General features: G+C 33.9%; 17 protein-coding genes. 4 read left to right on the top strand and 13 right to left on the bottom strand.

Annotation, left to right across the window (positions count from 1 at the left end):
* The first annotated feature begins 113 nt into the window (after positions 1-113).
* From P7122_RS06845 to P7122_RS06835, 3 genes are all read left to right on the top strand, one after another.
* Positions 114-2,636, top strand: a complete 2,523-nt coding sequence (locus tag P7122_RS06845; RefSeq protein ID WP_278005036.1) for a TonB-dependent receptor — start codon at positions 114-116, stop codon at positions 2,634-2,636.
* Between the two features lie 75 nt (positions 2,637-2,711).
* Positions 2,712-4,601 (top strand): DUF294 nucleotidyltransferase-like domain-containing protein, encoded by a 1,890-nt coding sequence (locus P7122_RS06840; protein WP_278005035.1) that lies wholly within the window; start codon positions 2,712-2,714, stop codon positions 4,599-4,601.
* Position 4,602: 1 nt separating this feature from the next.
* Entirely contained in the window at positions 4,603-5,265 is a 663-nt protein-coding gene (locus P7122_RS06835) for a 3'-5' exonuclease (RefSeq protein ID WP_278005034.1), read from the top strand.
* A 61-nt stretch (positions 5,266-5,326) separates the two neighbouring features.
* Here P7122_RS06835 and P7122_RS06830 read toward each other — a convergent pair whose 3' ends face one another.
* The 4 genes from P7122_RS06830 to aceB all read right to left on the bottom strand — a co-directional run bounded on the left by P7122_RS06830 (position 5,327) and on the right by aceB (position 12,729).
* Positions 5,327-8,260 (bottom strand): DUF8693 domain-containing protein, encoded by a 2,934-nt coding sequence (locus tag P7122_RS06830; RefSeq protein WP_278005033.1) that lies wholly within the window; start codon positions 8,258-8,260, stop codon positions 5,327-5,329.
* The gene (locus tag P7122_RS06825) at positions 8,261-9,055 is read right to left on the bottom strand and encodes a tetratricopeptide repeat protein (protein WP_278005032.1); all 795 of its coding nucleotides are present in this window, start codon (positions 9,053-9,055) and stop codon (positions 8,261-8,263) included.
* A 297-nt stretch (positions 9,056-9,352) separates the two neighbouring features.
* The gene (locus P7122_RS06820) at positions 9,353-10,984 is read right to left on the bottom strand and encodes an isocitrate lyase (RefSeq protein ID WP_278005031.1); all 1,632 of its coding nucleotides are present in this window, start codon (positions 10,982-10,984) and stop codon (positions 9,353-9,355) included.
* Between the two features lie 146 nt (positions 10,985-11,130).
* The gene (aceB, locus tag P7122_RS06815; protein WP_278005030.1) at positions 11,131-12,729 is read right to left on the bottom strand and encodes a malate synthase A; all 1,599 of its coding nucleotides are present in this window, start codon (positions 12,727-12,729) and stop codon (positions 11,131-11,133) included.
* Positions 12,730-12,849: 120 nt separating this feature from the next.
* Between aceB and P7122_RS06810 the strand changes: the two genes are divergently transcribed.
* Positions 12,850-14,328, top strand: a complete 1,479-nt coding sequence (locus P7122_RS06810; protein ID WP_278005029.1) for a helix-turn-helix domain-containing protein — start codon at positions 12,850-12,852, stop codon at positions 14,326-14,328.
* Here P7122_RS06810 and P7122_RS06805 read toward each other — a convergent pair.
* The 9 genes from P7122_RS06805 to P7122_RS06765 form a co-directional block, all read right to left on the bottom strand.
* Positions 14,325-14,978: an HAD family hydrolase gene (locus P7122_RS06805; protein WP_278005028.1), complete on the bottom strand. Its 654-nt coding sequence runs from the start codon at positions 14,976-14,978 to the stop codon at positions 14,325-14,327. The genes P7122_RS06810 and P7122_RS06805 overlap by 4 nt on opposite strands.
* A 102-nt stretch (positions 14,979-15,080) precedes the next feature.
* Positions 15,081-16,988, bottom strand: a complete 1,908-nt coding sequence (gene acs, locus P7122_RS06800; protein ID WP_278005027.1) for an acetate--CoA ligase — start codon at positions 16,986-16,988, stop codon at positions 15,081-15,083.
* Positions 16,989-17,021: 33 nt separating this feature from the next.
* A complete protein-coding gene (locus P7122_RS06795) occupies positions 17,022-18,914 on the bottom strand; it encodes an acetate--CoA ligase (RefSeq protein ID WP_278005026.1) in 1,893 nt (630 codons plus the stop codon).
* 2 nt (positions 18,915-18,916) lie between these two features.
* On the bottom strand, positions 18,917-19,138 hold the full coding sequence (locus P7122_RS06790; RefSeq protein WP_278005025.1) for a hypothetical protein: 222 nt from the start codon (positions 19,136-19,138) through the stop codon (positions 18,917-18,919).
* Between the two features lie 69 nt (positions 19,139-19,207).
* Positions 19,208-19,570: a response regulator transcription factor gene (locus P7122_RS06785; protein WP_278005024.1), complete on the bottom strand. Its 363-nt coding sequence runs from the start codon at positions 19,568-19,570 to the stop codon at positions 19,208-19,210.
* A 20-nt stretch (positions 19,571-19,590) separates the two neighbouring features.
* Entirely contained in the window at positions 19,591-22,281 is a 2,691-nt protein-coding gene (locus P7122_RS06780; RefSeq protein WP_278005023.1) for a sensor histidine kinase, read from the bottom strand.
* A gap of 258 nt (positions 22,282-22,539) precedes the next feature.
* Positions 22,540-24,330, bottom strand: a complete 1,791-nt coding sequence (locus tag P7122_RS06775; RefSeq protein ID WP_278005022.1) for a sodium:solute symporter family protein — start codon at positions 24,328-24,330, stop codon at positions 22,540-22,542.
* Between the two features lie 29 nt (positions 24,331-24,359).
* Positions 24,360-24,620, bottom strand: coding sequence for a DUF4212 domain-containing protein (locus P7122_RS06770; protein ID WP_278005021.1), 261 nt, complete (start codon positions 24,618-24,620; stop codon positions 24,360-24,362).
* Between the two features lie 38 nt (positions 24,621-24,658).
* Complete coding sequence (locus P7122_RS06765; RefSeq protein WP_278005020.1) at positions 24,659-25,882, bottom strand: hypothetical protein; 1,224 nt, start codon at positions 25,880-25,882, stop codon at positions 24,659-24,661.
* Positions 25,883-25,890: the final 8 nt, after the last annotated feature.

Below are 25,890 nucleotides of genomic sequence, written 5' to 3'. Positions count from 1 at the left end.
TCGTTCTTAAAAATTAAAATTCTGTATTTTCCTTTAACATAAGATTAACCAAATGCACCGCAAGTAAAAGTATTTTTGCTCATCTAAAAAGGCAAAATCACTAACCACTTGTAATGAAACTAAATTTACCTCTATTTTTAATCTTATTTTTTACCCTATCCTTATCTTATGCTCAAAAAGACATAAAAGTTGAAGGGAAAGTTCTTGAAGAAGGCACTAATATTCCTCTAGAATATGCCACAATAACACTAAAATCTACCACAGACAACAAAGTTGTAACAGGTGGTATCACTGATACCGACGGAAAATTCAGTGTAGAAGTTACTCCAGGAACATACAACATATACGTAGAATACATCTCGTATGTAACCAAAGAATATTTAAACAAAACCTTATCTGAATCTATAAATTTAGGTACTGTAGGACTTGCTTTAGACATTGCTTCTTTAGATGAAGTTACTATCGTAGCAGAAAAGACTACTGTAGAAATTAAATTAGACAAAAAAGTCTATAACATTGGAAAAGATTTAACCACTGCTGGCGGTACAGTTAGTGATGCGTTAAATAATGTACCATCAGTAGCAGTAGATGTTGAAGGTGCTATAAGTCTTCGCGGAAACGAAAACGTAAGAATACTTATTAATGGTAAGCCATCTGCTATGGCTGGCTTTGGAGACAGCAATATTTTAAGCCAACTTCCTGCTGAGGCCATAGAACGCGTAGAAGTTATCACTTCTCCTTCAGCTAGATATGATGCCGAAGGAACAGCTGGTATTTTAAACATCATACTTCGTCAAAAAGAAACACTTGGTTTTAACGGCTCATTAAACTTTACGCTTGGTAATCCAGATAACGTTGGAGTTTCGGCAGCATTAAACTTCCGTACAGAAAAATTCAATCTATTCTCTAATATAGGTTGGAGATATTTTGATGCACCAAGAAATAGCTTTAATGATGTTACTTATTTTGATCAAACTGAAGATGGCACTATAATAGAACCAGAATACAGAAGAATTAGAGAAGACCAAGAAGTAGAACGTCTTAATAGAAACTACAATGCCAATATAGGCATGGAATACTTTTTAGATGACAGCTCTTCTTTAACTGGTAGCTTATTTTATAGACTAGGTAGCGATGCAGATTTATCTCTAAATAATAGCGAACGTTTTAATGATGGCGCAATAGTAGAAGAAACGCTGAGACGAGAAAAACAAACAGAACAAGATAACAGATACCAAATCTCTTTAAATTATGTAAAGCAATTTGGTGACGATAGCGATCATAAATTAACGGCAGATTTTCAATTTGAAAACTCTTCTGAAGAAGGTTTTACATTCCTTAATGAAGATTACATTTTTACAAATCAGGAAAACCCAGAACCTTTTCAGATTGAGCAAGAAACCACTACCGAAGATCAAAAGGAATATCTTTTACAAGCAGACTATGTACTACCTTTAGGCGAAGGCTCTCGTTTTGAAGCTGGTTTTAGAAGTACACTTCAAAATGAAATTACAGATTATACCTTAGAACAAGAAAACTTAGACAACGGTAATTTAGAAGTTAACGATATCTACACCAATATTTTTGACTATGACCAAAACGTAAATGCAATTTATAGTCAGTACGGATCTAAGTTTGGTAAGTTTTCTTTCCTGTTAGGGTTACGTTTAGAGCACACACAGCTTAAAGGAAAAATAGACTCTAGATTATCTGATGAAGAATTGGTAGAAGCTTTTGGCTTTCCTATAGATACAGATTTTGACAATAATTATTTAGGCCTCTTCCCTACCTTAAACTTAATTTACAACCTTAATGGCTCAGACTCTGATAACGAAGAAAGTATAACACTTGGATACAACAGACGTATCAACAGACCACGTGGTTGGTTTATAAATCCTTTTCCTTCAAGATCTAGTAGAACTAATGTTTTTCAAGGTAATCCTAACATAGAGCCTGCTTTTTCAAACACTTTTGATTTAGGATATCTAAAACGTTGGGAGAAGTTTACATTAACAACTTCTGTTTATTACCAACACGAAGACGACTCTTTTGAGCGTATTCAAGAAAATACTGGTCAACAAACCACAGATGGTATAGATATTATTAGAACTATTCCTATTAACCTTTCAACTAATAAAAGAACAGGTGCCGAATTAGGATTCCTTTACAATCCTGCTAAATGGTTAAGATTAAATTCTAGTTTTAATTTCTTTCAATTTGAAACCGAAGGAGATTTTAATGGTGTAGATTATAGTGCCAAAAACACAAGTTGGTTTGCAAGATTTAGCTCAAAAGTTACTTTACCTTGGAAGATAGACTGGCAAACAAATGCAAGATATAGAGGAGCAATGCAAGATGCTCAATCAGACACAGATGGTATTCTTTCTATTGATTTAGCATTTAGTAAAGAAATTCTAAAAAACAGAGGAACATTATCCTTAAACGTAAGAGATTTATTAAACTCAAGAAAAAGACAATCTACAACCACTACTGATTTCTTTACCAGATACAATGAATCGCAATGGAGACAACGCCAAATTAATCTCTCTTTTATTTACAGATTTAACCAACAAGCCAATAAACGTAATCGTTCTGGAAACGGAAATGGTGATGAAGATTTTGATTTTGAAGGATAATATACCTATAGCATTTTAGCAACAAAAATGACCTTTCTCATTAAAGAGAGGTCATTTTTTAGTTAAATTGCTTACATGAATACCATTGCAGAACGCATTTATGACTATTTAAAAGGGTTTCCGCCTTTTAATTTATTAGACAAAGAGCAACTTTTATCTGTTTCAAAATCTGTTGACGTTATTTATTTAGAAAATAACCAATTACTTTTTGAAATAGGACAACCCGTTGCTAATCATTTTTATGTGGTACGAGATGGTGCTATTGGTCTTTTTAGAGCCAACAATAACTTGGTAGATAAGTGTGATGAAGGAGATATTTTTGGTCTTAGAGCTTTACTAAGAAAAGGCAAATACAAACTGAATGCTAAAGCCATTGAAGAAACGATAGTCTATAGCATTTCGCTAAAAAACCTAGAAACTTATATTACAGCAAATGTTGATGCCAGCCAATTTCTTATGGCTAGCTTTGTTTCAAATACTAGAGGAAGAAATCCTAATGATGATGATTTTGTAAAAACGCTTCAAAACTCATCAGAATACACCTATTTACAAACTGCAGATTATTCTAAAAATCCTGTAACATGTGCCGCAAATACTTCTATAAAAGATGCTGCTTGTATTATGACAGAAAAGCATGTAGGGTCTATTGTAATCGTAGATAATCACAAGCCTATTGGTATTATTACCGACAAAGATTTAAGAACTAAAATTGCCACAGGACAGTATAAAATCAGTGATAAAGTTTCTAGTATAATGTCCTCGCCTGTTATTAGTTATCCTGAAACAATAACTGTGGCAGAGGCACAGATTGCAATGCTAAAAAATAAAATTACGCACTTATGCATTACAAAAGATGGCACTAACAATTCTAGCTTAACAGGCATCTTGTCTGAGCATGATATTATTGTACTTAGAGAAAATAATGCTTCTGCACTTATAAAAGAAATAAAACGAAGTCATTCTGCAGAACAGTTAAAAAACATAAGACAACGTACCGAAAAATTACTAGCGCGATACTTAGAGCAAAGCATTCCTATAGACTTTATTTCAAGATTAGTTTCAGCGATTAATGACACAATTACTCAAAAGATAATTGAATTTTCAATTGATAAAATGAGTAAAAAGCCACCTGTCGAATTTGCATGGTTGGCTATTGGTAGTCAAGGCAGACAAGAACAATTATTAATGACAGACCAAGATAATGCTCTTGTTTTTGAAGATGTTGAAGATGAAAATTACGACAACATAAAATCATACTTTTTAACACTATCTGATTATATAAACAAAGACTTAGAAACTGTAGGCTTTAAATTGTGCCCAGCTAATATGATGGCCAATAACCCAAAGTGGTGTCAATCAGCCTCAGAATGGTCGCAACAATTTAATAACTGGATTACAACACCAGATCAAAACAACCTAATGCTTTGTACCATTTTTTTTGACTATGAGCATGTATATGGCAATAAAGAGCTGGTTAGTCAATTATCTGAAAGTATTTTTGAAAGTATTGACAGCCGCACAATTTTTTTAACCTATTTAGGAAGAAATGCACTACTAAACCCACCTCCACTAAGCTTTTTTAGGCAATTTTTAGTTGAAGATAACGGTGAACATAAAGATCAGTTTGATATTAAAGCACGAGCAATGATGCCTCTTGTAGATGCTGCTCGATTATTAGTTCTTTCTCATAATATAAAAGGAATAAACAACACTTTAGAACGTTTTGAAAAACTAGCAGAATTAGAACCACAAAACAAAGACACATTTCTTTTTTGCTTAGAATCCTATAAAAATCTCTTAACATTTAGAACAAAACAAGGTCTTAGACACCATGATTCTGGTAGATTTATAGATTTAGAAACTTTAGATAAAGGAAATCGCTTGCAACTAAAACGAAGTTTTAAAGCTGTTAAAGAAGTTCAGGAGCTTATTAAAATGCGATTTAAACTTTCACAATTACTTTAAGATGGCTTGGTTTAAACGAAAATTATATCCTGAGTTTTGGAAGGCTTATTTAAAGAGTTTTTCAAAAGCCCAAGAACAGAACCTTGAGAAAATTAGATTTGTTGTTTTTGATACCGAAACTACTGGACTCAACACCAAAAACGATAAAATACTATCTATAGGTTGCATAGCAATTAAGGGTCTAAAAATAAAAGTACCTGATCAACTAGAGTTATATCTAAGACAAGATACTTTTAATGCTGATACTGTAAAGATTCATGGGCTTCTAAAAGAAGGAAAACTTATAAAAATTGAAGAATCTAAAGCCATAAACCTTTTTTTAAATTATATAGAAAATGCTGTTTTAATTGCGCATCATGCTGCTTTTGATGTTGCTATGATTAATGCATCTCTTGCAAGATTAGGACTTCCTAAATTAAAAAATAGAGTTTTAGATACTGGTTCTTTATTTCAAAAAACTAAAATAGACACAAGCAAAACACATTTTAGTTTAGATGAACTTGCAAATAGATTTAAAATTCCACTTCACGATAGACATACAGCTTCAGGAGACGCTTATATTACTGCATTACTCTTTTTAAAGCTAGTAGCTAAACTCAATAAAGACTCAAGACTTAACTTAAAAGAATTAGAAAAAAATCATAATCGTATTGGATTATTATAACTCGTTTAAAAAAAAAGCACACCTAATTAGATGAGCTTCTTTTTTTTATGTTCTGTGTAAGTTAGTTTATAATCACTTTTTCTGTTCTTGTAATGCCAGAAATATTAAGCTTTACAACATATACACCAGACTGTAAAGATTCAACACTTATAGAGTTTGTACTACTTCCGCTCTCAAGCTCCCTAGACAATACTAACCTACCTTGCACATCGTAAAGATCTAATTGAGCTGTACCAACCAATTTACCTTTTACATTTAAGTAATCTGGATTTGTACTTGTATAAATATCTAAACCATTCACTATGTTAGTGTCTATTGATAATGTTGAAGGTGAAAAATGTAAAAAGAATCTTCCTGTTCCTTCTAAATCTTCTATAACAGCAAAGTTGTAAGTATTAGTATTAAGTAAAGTAAATGTATTATCTGAGTTATCTTCTAGATAAATATTAATATCATCAGATAGGTCACTCTCATTTATACTAATACTAACATTATCACCAGAAGAAGCATTGATTCCTAGAGGCACAACCACACTTTCCATATCATCAAAAGACAGACATTGAATTGCTAAATCTACACCAGTGTTATCAGCAACTAAATGAGAATATAATGAAAAATTAGAATTGCTAGCATCTAAAGATCCTGCATCGTAACCTATATCTAATCCAGAAGAACAATCTTCAGAAAAATAAAAATCAGTGTTATAACTGCTTGAAGAATTATTTATTTTTAGGTTTAAATGAGATATTGAATTACTACTACTTCTTCCCAAAATAAAATCATCATTACCAGAAGTTGTTCTCATTGTAGGTGTAAATGCTAAATTGCCAGCACCTCCTGTACCATTAGAATACACATAAAATCCTTGTCCAGGCGCAATAGTTTTACCTACATTCTGTACATTATTTATAATTGTCCATATACTAGATCCATCTGTACCAGAATTATATCCATATACAGCATTGTAATTAGAGTCTAAAACATCATTACCTAATGAGCCGTTTTCACTAATAAAAGCCTGAGCATCTATATAGCTTGTATAAGGATTACCTACTAAATTCCAAGAGCTAGCCGATCCAGCAGTTATAGTTGTATTGACATTTCCTACATTTACATTACCAGTAAAAACAACAGGACTACCATCTAGTGTTGCTGCTCTATAGCCTTTACCAGCCTCTAATGGTGTTGTTTCATTTACAACAATATCATAATTTTCATAATCTCCTGAAACATTATTATAAGGAGCAAAAGCTCTGATATTATTTAGTGCTGCAATATTTTTATTCCAGTTAGCAAAATCACTAAAAACCTCCATTGTTCCTTCAGTTAATGGAGAAGATACAAGATCATTGCCACTACCAGCGGCTGTACCTATTTGGTTTACAAACCTTTTATATCTCGCTCTACCCACGATAGTACTTGTAGAAGAAGGTAATAAACTTGAATAAGAATCAGAATCTGACTCTAGAATAATACTCTTAGCCGTTAAAGTTACACTAGGATCTACAATTAGATTTCCTTCTGGATTTACGGTAACTGTATTAAATGTCGTACTTGCTGATATGTTTGCATCTCCAGAAACTACAACTAAATCTTCTAAATCTGTAGCTACTCCATTAGGATCGTTACCATCTTGCCAACCATTATCATATACATAGTCTGGTCCTTTATGGATAGCAAAACTATCTTCAATAACACCATATCTATTTAAAAATTTCATTGAAAGGTTGTTTCCATCAATTTCTAACACACCTGTTCCATATTGTTTTACACCATAATACATTGCATTATGATCAAAAGTACCATTAGCAATACGAGATGCAGTTGCATTTACAGAATATACTGTTCCTAATCCAGCGTTTTCACCTACACTACTTTTACTATATGCACCATCACCATTTGGCTTACCATCTCCGTCTCCATTAGGACCAACTGCATGTGTAGCAAAATCGAAAGATGCTGATTCTCCATAATGACCATTTATAAAATATGACCTTTCATAAGATTCACTATGACCTGCTATTACCAAATCTATTCCATTCGCCTCTAGCATTGGTATAATATTTTCACGCATTTCTATTAGCTCAATTTCAGCAGGATCACCAGCATATTGTAATCCCTCAGAAGTATGCCAACCTTTAGAATATGGAGGATGATGCCATAATCCAATAATCCATTGCTGAGTTGTATTTTGAATATCATTTAAAGCCCAATTATACATTGCTGCACCTACAGATCTATCTTCCTCAAAAGAATTTAAAACAATAAAGTGAATATTTCCATAATCAAAAGAATAATAAGATTCTGTTCCTGATGCTACACCTCCTGATTCACCTGCTGTTGGAAAAGAAAAAATATCATAGTATGCACCTACTATACTCGATCCTGAATTTATATACTTACCATCTATGTTACCTATTGTCGACCATACTATAGAATTCTGAACTTTATCAGAATACGTATCAAATAAACTTTGTTGATATTGTATATCTGTACCATGAGAATCGGCATTATCACCTGTTAACATAATACCATCTAATTTATTATTTCCTATATAAGAATAGAAAGCATCTCGTACTTCAATTGCTTTTGCTGCATTAGAACTATGATGTGCTTTACCAATTCCTCCAAGAATCCAAAATGTATAAGCATCTGTAGATCCTAACGAAGGATGCGTCTTAAAATATAAATCTGTATTCTGCGCCAACAAACTACCGCCTGTTCCAATTCTGTAGTAATAAACCGTTCCTGAAGCTAAACCAGTAATATCAAGTTCATGGTCAACTTTTGGTGACGCATCACTAGTTGTAGAATATGTAGCAAATGTTTCGTCTGTACTATACTCTACAACTGAAACATCATTTATATCTGTTCGCCATTTTATTGTAACACCTGTTTCTGTACCTTTTTGAAGATAAGGTATCCTTGTTATTGTTTGTCCAAAGGAAGACAAAGCAATGAACAACGAAAGTAATAAGACATAATTTTTTTTCATCTAATTTTGATTTTTTAAGCTTGATTTTGTTGATAGTAATTTTGAATAAAACACTTTCATAAATTTAGTATTCCTTAATCTATGAGGTAGTTTTTGAAAGTGTTCTTCAGCCTTAATAATAGACTGTTGAGCATCGTTATATTTTTTTTGTAAAATTTGAATTTTTGCAAGTTTTAAATAAGCTCGTTCTTTTCTGTTACTTATTTCTATAACTTTCTTTTGATATGTCACTGCCGATTCTAAATCTTCTATATCTATACAGACTGAAATCAATTGATTGTATAAAACAACAATATCACCCAGTTTATCAATCCCTTTAATTAATATAGATTGAGAGCGCACCTGCCCTTCTTTAGAGTTTGTTGCACACCAAGCTTTTGACGCATATAAATAATCTTCAGGATAAGTAACTTCAGAGTTATCTATAACTTTATCATATAATTCTGCAGCCTTTTTGTGTTTACCTTTTTTAGAATATATATCTGCCAGTAACTTTAATGCATTATTATTTTCAGGATTTTCTTTTAAAATTTTTTTGATGGTTTTCTTACAAACCGAAAAATTTTCAAGATGATAATTGCTTTTGGCTATATATAAATTCTGCTCTGTGCTCTCTAAACCTAATTCTTTAGAAAACTTAAAATCTGTTAAGCTACTTTCGTAGTTACTATGTTGATAATATAATTTTCCTCTTTTGAAGTATAAATTAGCACTATCAGGTTTCTTCTTAATCTCATCAGTAACACTCTGAATTCTTTTGTGTAAATCACCATGAGCATTAAGATTTGCACTCAATAGCACAAACAATAATATGTTGAGGTAAATAAATCGCAAAGTTTAATTTATTTGGGACATTAATAGCTAACCAAAAGAAATGAATTTATAACCATGAATTGAATAATTTAGATAAAATGTAATATTACTTGTTTAAATACAGTACAATTGTAAAATAACATCCTAAAAGCAAACCTATTAGCTTAAATTTAGCTTTCCTTAAAAATAAAAAAACACACCCAGAATCGGATGTGTTTTCACCTAACTAAATTAATAAAACAATTGATTATTGTAACACTAACTGTATTATCAAGCCTATTAAGCCACTATACCTAATTTCTTGTTTGTTTTAACTTCATTGCCTTTAGTATCAAACTGATTAGAAGTGTTTTTAGCTCCTCCTGCTTTTAACGCTTTATCTCCAGCAAAGAATGTTTTGTGGTCATCGCCAAGGTCAGAACCTGCCATTCTTTGGTGTTTTACACAAGACACACCTTTTCTAATTTCCTGACGCTGCACATCTCTTACGTAAGCCAACATTCCATCTTTACCAAAATAACCTTCGGTTAAATCATTCATATGTAATGCAGTTGTATGGTACGTCGGCAACGTGATTAAGTGGTGGAAAATACCAGCTTCTCTAGCTCCATCTATCTGGAATGTCTTAATCTTTTCATCGGCTCTATGACATAATTCCGTACCATCATATTCAGCATTCATAAGGTTATTTCTGTCGTACGCTGTCATATTTTCGCCTTCGGCTAACATTTCTTCAAATACTTGCTTACGGAAATTCAACGTCCAGTTGAATGATGGCGAATTATTATACACCAATTTAGCATTTGGCACCACTTCACGCACACGATTTACCATATTAGCTATTTGTTTTACGTTTGGTGTTGGTGTTTCAATCCACAATAAATCTGCACCATTTTGTAAGCTTGTAATACAGTCTAGCACTACTCTATCGATGTTAGAACCATTTTTGAATTTATACAACCCATTTGGTAATCTAATTGGTCTTACGAGTTTTCCATCACGCTTCAATAATACTTCATCTTCTTTGACATCATCCATAGTCACTTCTTCAGCATCTACAAATGCTAGATATTTTGAAGCCAAATCGCCTGGCTCTTTACTTACAGGTAGTTTTTGTGTTAATCCTGCACCTTCAGAATCTGTACGCGCCACAATAACACCATCATCTACACCTAACTCTAAAAATGCATAACGCACAGCATTCAACTTAGCTATAAAATCTTCGTGCGGAACAGTTACCTTTCCATCTTGATGACCACATTGTTTAGCATCAGAAACCTGGTTTTCAATCTGAATAGCACAAGCACCAGCCTGAATCATTTTTTTCGCCAATAAATACGTCGCTTCCTCATTACCAAATCCAGCATCGATATCTGCTATGATTGGTACAATATGCGTTTCAAAATTATCAATCTCATTTTGCACATCTTCGCCATTAGCTTGTCTTCTAAATAAATCATTAAGCTCAATAGCATCTGCCTGGCGTAAGAAATCGTAAATCTCAGCAATTAAAGCTGGTACAGCCGTTTTTTCGTGCATAGATTGGTCTGGTAATGGTCCAAATTCTGAACGTAATGCTGCAACCATCCAACCAGATAAGTATAAGTAGCGTTTGCTTGTTGTTTTGTGGTGTTTCTTTACTGCAATCATTTTTTGTTGCGCCACAAAACCGTGCCAGCAACCTAATGATTGTGTATAGTTTAACGAATCAGCATCGTAATCTGCCATATCCTTACGCATTATGGCTGCTGTATATTTTGCAATATCCAAACCTGTTTTAAAACGATTTTGGGTTGCCATTCTTGCAGCATTTTCTGGATTAATTGCTGCCCAATTGTTACCAAATTTTGCTTTTAAATCCTTTACAGTTTCCAAAGCAGAAGCATAGTTACTTTGTGGTAAATTTTTCATAATTTTGAAATGTATTAATGATATATTAGATTTAATATGAATCCCGTTTAATGTTGCCGCATTAGCGGGATTATTTTTTGTTATTAGTTTGAATGCATCTCGATACATCCTGACTTATGGTCAGGACACTCGATGTGACGTTACGTTTAGATTTGTCTGTAAGCTGAAAGCGTTAAAAATTCTTCAAATTTTTCTTGTTTTACTAGTTTTTTAAAAAGGTTGATAGCATCACAAAACTTCGTGTTTTTTATCTTGCCCTCTCCTACTTCTCGTATGATTTTTTCAACTTCATCATCAAAAATCTCATCAAATAAAGTTTTGGTAAATTGACGTCCATCTTCCAAAAACGCTTCGTTCTTTAACCATTGCCATACTTGGGTTCTGGATATTTCTGCTGTAGCTGCATCTTCCATTAAATTGTAAAGTGCAACTGCACCATAACCTCGCAACCAAGCTTCCATATATAGTATACCAACATTAATATTTTTTCTAACGCCAGCTTCAGTAATTGTGCCTTGTGGCAACTCTACCAAATCAGCTTCGGTTACTGTAATATCTTCACGTTTTTTGAAGATTTGATTTGGCGTTGGCATATACTTATCGAATTCTTTCATTGCCACTTCAACCAAAGCAGGATGCGCTACCCAAGTACCATCGTGACCATTTTTCGCTTCACGTTCTTTGTCTAATCGTACTTTTTCTAGTGCTGCTTTATTGGCTTCAGGATTGTTTTTAATCGGAATTTGTGCTGCCATTCCGCCCATTGCGTGTATCCCTCTTTTATGGCAACGTTGAATTACCAAATTAGAATACGCAGCCATAAAAGGCGTTGTCATCGTCACTTGGTCTCTATTTGGAACCACAAATCCATCGTGATTTCTAAACTTTTTGATGTATGAAAAGATATAGTCCCAACGACCACAGTTTAACCCAACGATATGGTCTTTTAATTCATAAATAAATTCATCTAACTGAAAACTTGCCGTAATCGTTTCAACAAGTAAAGTTGCCTTAAAGGTTCCTTGTGGCACACCAAGATACGCTTGTGCAAATTCAAAAACCGCATTCCACCAACGCGCTTCTAAATAGTGCTCTAATTTTGGAAGATAAAAATATGGCGCAGAACCATTTTCCATCAAGGTCTTAGCATTATGAAACACGTATAATCCAAAATCCACCAAACTGCCAGACATCTCTTTATTGTTTACCAATAAATGGCGCTCGTTAAGATGCAAACCTCTTGGTCTCACTAAAAGTACTGCTGTTTCCTCATTTAACTTGTAATGCTTACCTCTAGCCTCATCAATAAGCTCTATGGTTTTAGTATTGGCATCTCTAAGATTGATTTGCCCATCCATATTGTTTGTCCAACTTGGTGCATTACTGTCCTCAAAATCTGCCATAAAAGTTTTAGCACCAGAATTGAGCGCATTTATAACCATTTTACGGTCAACAGGACCAGTGATTTCTACACGTCTGTCTTGTAAATCTTCTGGTATTAGTGCTGCTGTCCAGTCAGACTCTCTAATGTCTACAGTTTCAACAGGAAATGAAGGAAACTTACCACTATCGAAAACCGACTGCTGTTTTTCTCTACGTTCTAATAATGCCAGACGAGATGAATTGAATTTATCGTGTAAAGCATTTAAAAATACCAAAGCGTCATCCGTTAAAATTTCTGGATAAACATTTTTTACTTCTGAAGCAAACTTCACAGTTTGTTGATTTGATGTTGTAATTTCCATAACCTATTGATTTTGATGAAACAATGTTACAACCTATTTTTCAAAAAAACAAGCGAACGTTCGCTAAAAATATATTTTCGCTTTTTAAGATAGTTCGCAAATAGTGTTATATTTGTGTATATGGAACAAGATTATATCAAACTTATTTTTGGGTTAAAATTGAAGCAAATCCGTACAGAACGTGGGATTTCACTTTTTGGATTATCTAAACTTACAGGACTTTCAAAATCCTATTTAAACGAAATTGAAAAAGGAAAAAAATATCCAAAAACGGATAAAATTTTAGTTCTTGCAGAACAATTAGAGGTACCTTATGACCATATGGTGTCTTTAAAACTTGATAAAAATCTGGCACCTGTTGGCCGAATTTTACGTGGTAAAATCCTTAAGGAAATTCCATTAGAACATTTTGGAATTCAAGAAAGTACATTAATAGATATTATTGCCAATGCACCTGCAAAGGTAAATGCGTTTATAAACACTATTATAAAAATTGCCCAAGATTACAGCTTTACAAGAGAGAGTTTTTATTTGGCGTCAGTCCGAAGTTTACAAGAAGCTAACAACAATTACTTTGACGATATTGAAACTAAGGTTTTAAAATTTGCCAAGGCTTACCACATAGATTTAAACACACCTATTCAGTCTGGCGAATTAGAGGATATTCTTATTGAAGAGTTTGGATACACCATCAATAAATCGGAATTAGACGCTCATCACATCGATGGTTTACGTTCTGTGTTTGTCCCAAAAACCAAAACATTATTGGTTTCTAGCGAGCTCGATGACCCACAATGTACCTTTATATACGCTAAGGAAATTGCTTATAATTATTTGAATTACGAAGAACGTCTATTCACTTTCTCGTGGATAAAATTTGATAATTTTGACCAAGTACTCAATAATTTCTACGCGTCTTATTTTGCTGGTGCACTACTCGTTCCCAAACTTCCGCTAGCTAAGGAATTGGAACTTTTGGTTGAAAAGAAAACCTTTCACGTTGATAAATTTTTAGCTTTAATTGAAAGCTTTAATGCCTCATCTGAAACATTCTATCAGCGACTAACTAATATTTTACCTAAGGAATTCAATTTATTGAATATCTTTTTTATTCGTTTTTCGCATCAGAAAGGCAACAACAATTATCATATTGAAAAAGAGCTGCATCTCATTAATAATTTATCTGAAAAAGAAGATGAAACCAAGGAACTATTCTGTAGACGATGGATTGGTGTTTCTAGTTTAGACACCTCAGCTATTAAAAAACAGAAACATTACAGCTTTAGAATTAACATTATAGAGCATCCTGACAATAATTGTCGCTATTTGGTTTTAACTTCTACTAATGAAGACGCTTCAGAAAAAGGCAGTTTTAAAAGTATTAGCTTAGGCTTGTTAATTGATAAACAATTAGAACGTAAAGTTGCGTTTCTTGAAGATTCTAAAATAAAATCGCATACTGTAGACCTTAAAAAAATTAAGGATTATAGCATTTTTGATAGTCAGAATAGAATTGAACAACCAATTGCTTTAGAACAACAAACCCAAAATAAATTTATTGAAAATACGGTAAAAGAAATTACCGATAAATACAGCTAAACCAAGTCGTAAGCTTTATCGTAAGCTATTTCTTCAAAGCTTGTGATAACCTTATTCGCCAGAGAATAATCTTGATGACTTGAATGTGGACTTTTAAAACCTACACAATAAATTCCTGCAGAATGTGCGGCTTGTATTCCGTTTGTAGAATCTTCAATAACCATACATTCTGACTTATCGAAGCCTGTAGATTCTGCTGCTTTCAGAAAGATTTCAGGATGTGGTTTTGACTTTTTTAAATCTGCACCACTAAATTTAGCGCTGAAATATTGATTAAGGTCAAAACGTTCAAAAATTTGCTTTATTCCTGGCATAGAAGCTGAAGACGCTACTACCAATTTCACACCATTATTGTGATAATCTTGTATTCTTTCTAAAACACCATCAATAAGGTCTAAATCGTCGTTTTCAAAGAAGATTTTATAGTGCTTACGCTTCAAACTGACTAAATGCTCTGGTGTTTCATTCAAATTGAAATGGTCTACCAAACGCTTGCAGATGTTAATAGTGGACTGTCCTGTAAAAGAGGCGTATAAATCTTCATCTACATTAATATTAACGTCGTCAAACATTTGATGATAGGCTTTTCGGTGCAAAGGCTCTGTATCTACAATAACACCATCCATATCGAATAAAACTGCTTTAAGCATAGAATTGTTTTGTTTTGGGCGAAGATAGCAAAGTGTTGAATTAAAAAAGCATCAAAACTCATTGTCTTGATGCTTTTTATGAATATTTAATGTTTATATAATTTACAATGCATTATCCATAATATCTTGAACAACTTCTGGATTTAATAATGTACTTGTGTCGCCCAAATTACTTGTATCCTTACTAGCTATTTTACGTAAAATACGACGCATTATTTTTCCGCTTCGTGTTTTTGGTAAACCTGCAGTAAATTGGATTTTATCCAACTTAGCGATTGGTCCAATTTGCTCGGTAATTAACTGGTTAATCTCTTTACGTAGGTTATCATGGTTACGACTTTCGCCTGTTTCTTTCAAAGTAACATAACCATACAATGCGTTTCCTTTAATATCGTGAGGGAAACCTACAATTGCAGATTCCGCAACAGCTGGATGTTCATTTATAGCATCTTCTATTGGAGCAGTACCTAAGTTATGACCAGAAACGATAATGACATCATCCACACGACCTGTAATACGGTAATACCCTACTTCATCTCTTAACGCGCCATCACCTGTAAAATATTTGTTATCATAAGCCGAGAAATAGGTGTCTTTGTAACGTTGATGATTGCCCCAAATAGTTCTTGCCATACTTGGCCAAGGGAATTTTATACAAAGTCTACCATCTACTTGATTTCCTTTAATTTCTTGTCCGTTTTCATCCATTAAAGCTGGCTGAATTCCGATAAAAGGAAGCGTCGCATACGTTGGTTTTGTTGGCGTTGCAAATGCAATTGGCGTAATCATTATCCCACCAGTTTCAGTTTGCCACCACGTATCTACAATTGGTGCTTTTCTTTGTCCGACGTTATCATCGTACCAATGCCAGGCTTCTTCATTAATTGGTTCACCAACCGTTCCTAACACTTTTAAAGATGATAAATCGTGTTTTTCTAAGTGGTCTACACCTTCTTTTGCTAATGCACGAATTGCTGTTGGAGCCGTATAAAATTGGTTAACCTTATGCTTTTCTACAATTTCCCAGAAGCGTCCAAAATCCGGGTAACTTGGTACACCTTCAAACATAACTGTAGTAGCACCGTTACATAATGGTCCGTAAACTATGTAACTGTGTCCTGTAATCCAACCTATATCTGCAGTACACCAATACACATCTTTTTCGCGGTATTGAAACACATTTTTAAACGTGTATGCCGTATACACCATATATCCTGCAGTTGTATGCACCATTCCTTTTGGTTTTCCTGTAGAACCTGAAGTATATAAGATGAATAACGGATCTTCGGCATTCATTATTTCTGGTACGCAATCGTGATAAGCTTCGTCTAATAAAGGTTGTAACCAATGGTCGCGACCGTCTTTCATAGTAATATCGCTATTAATTCGTTTTGCTACTAAAACGCTTTCTATACAATCACATTCTTCTAAAGCTTCGTCTACAATACCTTTTAAATCAATTGTTTTTGCACCACGATACGATCCATCACTTGTGATTACCATTTTACATTCTGAATCGTTGATACGCGTTGCTAATGCTGTAGATGAAAATCCTGCAAATACCACAGAATGTATCGCACCAATTCGCGCACAAGCTAATACTGAAATGGCTAATTCTGGAATCATTGGTAAATAAATACACACACGATCCCCTTTACCAATACCTTTTTCTTTTAACACATTTGCCATACGACAAACGCGATCGTGTAATTGGCGATATGTGATATGTTCTGCTTCTTCTTTTGGATCGTTAGGTTCAAAAATTATCGCGGTTTTATCGCCTCTTGTGTATAGGTGTCTATCGATACAATTTTCGGTAATATTTAGTTGCGCACCTTCAAACCATTTTACTTCAGGTTTGGTAAAATCCCAACTTAATACGTTGTCCCATTTTTTTCGCCACATAAAATGTTCTTCGGCAATTTCTTCCCAAAAAACTTCTGGATTTCTAACCGATTTACGGTAGACTTGGTAGTATTCTTCTAAGTGTTTGATATGATAATTACTCATAATTGATATATGTTATTTAAGTTTTGTTTTAATTTAATGTATCCCAATATGATGGGTTTGATATACTGATTTTATTTCATCTATAATCGCGATATCGTCGATGGTTGATGGAATGTTGAATTGCTGTTCGTCTGCGATATTTCGTAACAATTTACGAAGAATTTTACCACTTCTTGTTTTTGGCAATCGGTTAACCACAAGTACATCTTTAAACGATGCGACTGCACCTATTTCTTTTCTAACGTCTTTAATAATTTCGGTTTGAATTGCCTCATAATCTGTAGTTGCGCCAGATTTTAAAACCACTAAGCCTAATGGTTTTTGACCTTTAATTTCGCAATGCACACCAAAAACAGCACATTCTGCAACCGAAGTGTTAGATGCAACAATTTCTTCCATTTCGGCAGTAGATAATCTATGTCCTGCAACGTTAATAATATCGTCTACTCTACCTGTAATAAACACGTAGCCATCTTCGTCTTTATAACCACCATCGCCAGAAAAATAATATCCTGGAAATCGTTCTAAATAACCAGATTTAAAACGTTGCGGATTTTCCCAAAGGTTTAAAAGCGTACCTGGTGGCAATGGTAATTTTGCAGTTACCAATCCTTCTACGCCAGCTTCTACTTCTTGGCCTTCTTCATTTAAAATTTGAATATCATAACCACAAACCGGCAAACTTGCAGAGCCAGGTTTTACATCTTGTAATTGAACGCCAACCATATTAGCTAGCATTGGCCAACCACTTTCGGTTTGCCACCAATGGTCTATTACAGGAACTTTAAGCTTTTGCTCGGTCCAATGTAATGTTGCGACATCACAGCGTTCGCCAGCCAAAAATTGATATTTTAAACACGATAAATCATGGTTTTTAATCAAATCGCCTTCAGGATCTTCTTTTTTAATTGCTCTTATAGCTGTTGGCGCTGTAAACATTACTTTTACATTATGCTCGCTAATAACACGCCAAAAGGTAGATGCATCTGGTGTTTTTATTGGCTTGCCTTCAAAAAGAATAGTTGTATTTCTGTTTAATAATGGTCCGTACACAATATAGCTGTGACCAACAACCCAACCAACATCACTTGCTGCCCAATACACATCGCCTTCTTCTACACCGTAAACGTGTTTCATCGAAAATTTTAATGCAGTAGCATATCCACCAGTATCTCTAATAATTCCTTTTGGTTTTCCTGTTGTTCCTGAAGTGTATAAAATATATGATGGATGAGTTGCCTCTAGTGGAATAGCATCGATAGAATCTGAATTTTCTAACAATGTTTTATAATCTACATCGTAAGGTTTCTTAGGAATTTCTACATCTTGTTCTCTATCAAAAACGATAACTTTTTCTGGCTTGCTATTAGTTTGTTTAATAGCTTCGTCGACAAACGGTTTGTAAGGAATAATTCTATTAATCTCTATACCATGCGACGCTGTAATTACTGCTTTAGGTTTGCAATCGTCTATACGAATTGCTAACTCGTGTGGCGCAAAACCACCAAATACAACCGAGTGAGTTACACCTATCCTTGCGCAAGCTAACATAGCATAAATGGCTTGCGGAATCATAGGCATATAAATTATACACGTATCGCCTTTTGATAATCCTAATGCTTGTAATCCGCCAGCAAGTTTTGATACTTCCTTATGTAATTGATTAAAGGTTATGTGTTTTTTAGTGTTAGTAACTGGCGAATCATAAATTATTGCATTTTGGTCTCCAAATCCATCGTTAATATGCTTATCTATACATAAATAACTTAAGTTAAGTTGTCCATCTGCAAACCATTGGTAATAATCGTGTTTATCTTTAGAAAGTATAGTGTTTGGTTGCTTAAACCAATCTAGATTTTGCGATTGCGTTTTCCAAAATTCCTCTGGATTATCTATACTAGAATTATAAAATTTTTGATAATCCATAACTACGATTTTTTAGCATTAAATAATCCAAACCAGTTAGGATTTAATATTTTAAGCTTAATTAAAGCCCAAATTATAAGCACAAAACAAACACCCATTACAACCGATTCAAAAGGGCTTGTGGCAGTTTTACTTTCTAGTTTAAAACGAAAATATAGAGTTACTATAACGTAAATACTGATAATTATATCTGACGTTAAAGCATTAATACGAATACGTTTCATGTTGTTTTTTCTTTAATTAAACACAGTTTCTTTTTGCACATAAAACCAATGTTTAACTAAATAAAAACCTTAAGCTATAAGCTCATTAATTTCTGAAACTATTTTTTTTACTGAAAAGGGCTTTGTTAAATATTTATCTGCTCCAAGTTTTAAGCCTTTTTCAATATCTGAAGCTTTATTTTTTGCAGTTAAAAATACAACTTTAGTATCCTTTAACTGATCATTCTCTTTTATGGATTTTAGTGTTTGATAACCATCTACATTCGGCATCATAACATCTAACATAATAACATCTGGAATTACGCTTTGCAAGATCTCTAATGCCTCGCTACCATCTCTTGCTATATACACTTCAAAATTATGTTTTTTAAAGGTGTATTCTAGCGTCATTACTATATTTGGTTCGTCATCAACTATTACGATTTTCTTCATTCTTCAAACACGTTTACAATTTACTTAAAAGGCATTTTAAATCCAAAGGTTGCACCACTTTTTTCGTTATTCTTTACCCAAACCTCACCATTGTGATTTTCAATAATTTGCTTACAAATAGCCAGACCCAAACCACTTCCTTCTGGTTTTTGAATATTCTGATTTTTTGATTGATAAAATTTATCAAAAATATAAGGCAAATCTTGCTTTGGAATCCCTCTTCCGTTATCATTAATTATTACTTCCAAATATCCTAAATCAATTTTATAATCCACAATGATCTTGCCTTTTTTAACATCACAAAATTTTATAGCATTAGATATTAAATTTGTTAAAACCTGTACAATACGATCTTCATCATACTCTACTTCAAAGTCGTTAGGATTTAAATTTACAATTTCAACTTGTTTCTTATCAGCAATATGCCTTAAAGTATCTATAGTTTTCTGAATTGTATTTTTAATATTATGTGTCTTGATATTAAGCTGTGTACGACCTTTTGATAGTTTTTCAAAATCTAAAATATTATGAATAAGGCGCGATAACCTATCACTATCCTGAAGCATATTTTTAAGAAATTGAGCTTTTATTTCTTGAGGCATATCATCATCATCGTCGAGTAATAATTCGGTAGCTGCTCTAATACCTGTAATTGGTGTTTTTAACTCGTGAGCAACCGTATCTAAAAACTCATCTTTTTGTCTGTCTTTTTCTATCAGTTCTTCATTAGCATCTTTGAGCTGATTGGTAAGCTGTGTTAACTCGTTAGATTTTTCTCTTAATAATTTATTTCTAGCTATGGTTTCCTTGGACTCTTCAAGTATCTTAAGAACCTCAACCAAACTCACCTCATCTTCCTTTACCACACTCGCAATTAAAATTTTAGCAGAAGCACTACCAATACTACCTGTAAGCAGTTTTTCTGAGAAATTAATTAACCTTGCATCTGCCATTTGCGTGTCTATAGGCAAATCGTACTTTCTAAAAAATAAGTTTAAAGCTCGTTCGGTTCTAGTATCACCCAAAAACTTAACCAACACCTTCTTTATATCGGCAACATAAGCTTCTCCTTTCCATACCAAAGCACCATCTTGCAAATCTGTATAGTTTTTACTATCGACGTACATTTCTGCATAATTACGCTCTCTATAATTTCCTTTTTTAATTACAGAAAATGTCATGTAACAAAACAAGTTTACAAGTATGCTCCAAAAAAATGCGTGTGCTGGTGGACTTAAAAAATCTATTCCGAATAAAGCATGTGGTTTTAAAACCTCTATGCCTGCAAAACCATTCTGAACCAAATCATCTGAACCATTTAGCGCATGAAGAGAAAACGGAAGAATTAATGTGTAAAAAACTACTGCTATACCTGAAATAATTCCGGCAATTGTAGCCTGAGAAGAACCTCTGTTCCAAAATAATCCGATGAAAAAAGAAGGTGCAAGCTGTGCTATAATCACAAACGCCATTAAACCAATGGAATACAGTGATAATTCAAAAGAAAAGTTTACATAAAATGCATAAGCACTAATTATGATTAAAAAAATTGAAATTCGCCTAATATTCTTTATGTATTTGGCATTTCTTTCTGGATGACTTTTTATAAAGTAATCCAAAAAACCATAAGGAATTACCAAATTATTACTCACCATTGTAGATAACGCCAAAGTAGCAACAACAACCATAGAAATAACTGCTGAAAATCCACCTAAAAACACCAATACAGACAAAAACGTATTACCGTTTTGTAATGGCAACAACAACGCATAATACTCAGCCTGCACTGTATTACCAATAGTTAGATTGCCTGCCCAAGCAATAAAGATTACAAAAAAGTTAAACAAAAGAAGATACAGCGGAAACATCCAAATTGCATTTTTTAAATGCTTTTCTCTAACATTTTCAACTACAGAAACCTGAAATTGTCTTGGTAACAAGAAAATTGCCATGAAAGACAACATTATTGTATATAACCAGTTGAAACCACCTTCAAAACCATTGATAGTTGTTAATGATTCAAAATTTTCAGCAGCAGACATTTTTGTGTAAATATCTTCTGTACCATCAAATAAAACATAAGTTACATATATACCAACAAACAGGAAGAAAACCAGTTTTAACACAGACTCAAAAGCCACAGACATTACAATCCCTTTGTGTTTTTCTGAAGCATCTGTTGTTTGCGTTCCAAAAAAAGTTGCAAAAACAGCAAGCAATAATGCTATGTAAAAGGTTGAATCATCATAAACCGAAGTTGCAACATAACTAGTATCATCTGATAAAATTTGAAATGTTTCTGAAACCGCTTTTAATTGTAAAGAAATATAAGGCACAATAGCCATTAAACAGACAATAGTAACTAAAGCTCCCAAAAATCTGTGATTACCATATCGCAACGAAATAAAATCCGCTATAGAACTAATCTTGTGCTGCTTAGAGATTCTTACAATTTTTCTCATCAGCACAATCCAAAGTGGCGCTGCAATTACTGGCCCTAAATATATAGGCAGAAAATTAACACCAGAGTTAGCTGCAATACCGATACTACCATAATACGTCCATGCTGTACAATATACAGCTAAAGACAAAGTGTATACCACAGAATTGTTTACCCATTTACTTTTAGAGTTTTTCTCCGCCAAATAGGCAATTAAAAATAATGCCGCTAAATAGGTTACAATTATTATGAATAAAACGTAATTACTCATAATGACGTTTTAAAACTATGTAAGACACAAGTATAACTACCAGCCAAATTGAAAAAATTGAAAAATAAAATGTAGGAATACCAAACACATGACCATTATGATTAAATATCAATAAAAATGGAACATTTAGTATCGCCAAAGTTGTAATTGAAAGTATAACTAACTTTTGTTCGTGTCTTTTTTTCATAGATAACTAAAATACAAAAAACAGTGTTGCATTTACAACACTGTTTTTACTAACTAATAAAACTTTGTCAATTAATGACTATGCGCTTCACCTGCACCAGATGGAATTCTGATGTTCTCTACAATTTCTTGTACATGCTGTGGTGGTGCTGGAGTCATACGAGAGACCACTACAGAGACGACAACATTTACAAGCATAGCTATGGTACCAAAGCCTTCTGGCGAAGTACCAAACCACCATTCGCTTGCTGGTCTTGGATCCATTACTCCAATTAAACCTGTCTTGTATCTAATCATGTAGAACAACATTAACGAAATACCAACTACCATACCAGCTATGGCTCCTTGTTTGTTCATACGCTTGTCAAAAATTCCTAATATAATTGCCGGGAAGAATGAAGCTGCTGCCAACCCAAAGGCCAAGGCGACGACCGCTGCGACAAAGCCTGGTGGTTTAATACCTGCAAGTCCTGCTATTACAACAGCGAATACAATAGATATTCTTGCCCACATTAACTCTCCTTTATCTGAAATATCTGGTTTGATTTGTTTCTTTATCAAATCATGAGATATTGATGTAGAAATCACCAGCAACAGTCCTGCCGCTGTTGATAATGCTGCGGCTAGTCCACCTGCTGCAACCAGAGCAATTACCCAATTTGGAAGTTTAGCAATTTCAGGATTTGCCAATACCATGATATCCCTATCTACATAAAGTTCATTTGCATCAGCATTGGCATTTGAAACCAATCGCTCTCCATGCGCTCCTCTTGCGCTTGAGTCATTCGCTTCACCTGTATATGCAGGTTTTCCATCTAAAGCATTTCCTGCGACATACTGAATTTTTCCATCTCCATTTTTATCTGACCAGGCAATTAAACCTGTATCCTCCCAATTCTTAAACCAATCTGGAACCTCAGTATATTCAGTATTACTTACTGTTTCGATTAAGTTTGTTCTTGCAAACACTGCAATTGCAGGTGCTGTAGTATAAAGTATAGCAATAAATAACAATGCTAAACCTGCAGACTTACGCGCATCTTTCACCTTAGGTACTGTAAAGAAACGTACAATTACGTGTGGTAAACCAGCTGTACCAACCATAAGAGCCAGTGTAATTGCAAATACATCCCAAGTCGATTTTGTTCCACTTGTATATTCTTTAAATCCTAGTTTTGTATGCAATTGATCGAGATGCTCTAACAGAGGTGTTCCATTTTCAATCTCACCTCCCATTCCTATTTGTGGAATAATGTTTCCTGTCATCTGCATAGAAATAAAGAATGCAGGTACCATAAATGCAAAGATTAAAACACAATATTGTGCCACTTGCGTATAGGTAATTCCTTTCATTCCGCCTAAGAATGCAAACACAAGTACAATAGCCATACCGATGACAACACCTATGTTTATATCAACTTGTAAAAATTGAGAAAATACAACTCCTACTCCACGCATTTGTCCTGCCACATAAGTAAAGGACACTAATAATGCACATATTACAGCTACAGTTCTTGCTGTGTTAGAGTAGTATCTGTCTCCTATAAAATCTGGCACTGTAAACTTTCCAAATTTCCTTAAATAAGGTGCGAGTAGCAAGGCGAGTAACACATAACCACCTGTCCAACCCATAAGGTAAACCGATCCATCATAGCCTGTAAATGAAATAATACCTGCCATTGAGATAAATGATGCAGCTGACATCCAGTCTGCAGCTGTTGCCATACCATTTGCAAGTGGAGAAACACCACCACCAGCAACATAAAATTCTTTTGTTGAGCCTGCTCTGGCCCAAATTGCAATTCCGAAATATAGTGCGAACGTAACGCCTACTAATATCCATGTCCAAGTTTGTACACTCATAATTTTTATTTTTTGGTTATTAGCTAGGACTATTCGTCGTAACCGTATTTTTTATCTAGTTTATTCATTATTCTAACGTATACGAATATGAGAATTACAAATACGTATATAGAGCCTTGTTGAGCAAACCAGAATCCTAGCTTAAACCCTCCAAGTCTTATTTCATTTAAAGCATCTTTAAAAAGAATTCCGCAACCATAGGAAACAATGAACCAGATGACTAGAAGTATAGAAAGGTACTTTACATTTTCCTTCCAATACGCAGATGCATTTTTTTGTTTTTCTGACATAATTGATTTGTTTATTTAGTTATAGTTAAATCAAGATTTTATAAAAAGATCATAGCCTGAACAGTAAAGACTCCTGTTGCATCAGCATTACCAACTTTATCATTTGTATAATCAAAACTTAATTTAGAATGGTGACCTGTAAAGAAGATGTTCGCACCTAGTTTAAACTGATTAGCATTATCATCAATAGCATCAATACTTCTTGTAGAATATGCTACATAAGGTTGAAATCTTGTTTTTGTTTTATCACCAGGAAGTACATAACCTACATGACCATAAATCATATTACCTGTTGCATAAGGACCTAGATTAAAGTCTTCACCATAATCGTTGTTTTGATACGTTGCATAAGCTGTAATTGCAGAACCGTTATCTCCTAAAGGCGCATCGTAGAACGCATCTGCAGCAAATAAAAGTACATCATCTCCTTCACCATTTGGCAATACAACACCACTTGGATGACTAAAGAAACCAGCACCAATATTGAATACTTTTTTACTCCCCATATAAGTACCAACTTTGTAAGGTAAAGCATTTGATTCCTGGTCTAATAAATTTACATCTACATATCCTTGAATTACTTTTCCTGCTTCATCAGACCCTAATACTTCTCTACCTCTATATACCGTTGCCGTACCTACATCTCTTGGTGTTCCATCGTTATCTAAGGTATTTGTATTGGCTTCATTTAATGCAAAACGGTACTGAACTTTACCCAATTTACCTTTTACATACACACCTATATGACGCGCAAACTGATCTGAAAGTCCAATAGTAGACCAAGATGACCTATTATTATCCAAGGTTAACATGTTTAAGGTACTTTGGTTATTAAGACGAGAAATACCATTCCAGTAATGAAGTCCTGCACCAACATAAAAGTCATTTGCTACTTTATATTCTCCCCAAAAATCATGAAAGAATAACTGAGCGCTTGCGTCTTTACCTACAGGACCAGTGTTATTGCCATTAAGGCTATTAAGCCCAAAATGAGCAACCATTGAAAATCTGTCGCTAAATTTAATCCAGCTTAGTATTCTCGCTCTTCTTACACTAAGTGCAAGTTTTTCGGTACCATCTGGTGCATCATCATTATACTGAGCCCAGAATTGTCCCCAAGAAATAAATCTCATGTACTTGGTACCATCGTCGTTAAAATTAATTCTGTAGCCTTTTCCATAGCCTGATTCTGTTTCAGACTGAGAAAATCCAGAAAAAAAACATAGTGAAAGAACCACTATGATACAATTTAGTTTTTTCATAAAAGATT

Source organism: Winogradskyella marincola, from assembly GCF_029624125.1.
In the GTDB taxonomy this organism is placed as follows: domain Bacteria; phylum Bacteroidota; class Bacteroidia; order Flavobacteriales; family Flavobacteriaceae; genus Winogradskyella; species Winogradskyella marincola.
This window is presented reverse-complemented; position numbering and strand designations above follow the sequence as displayed.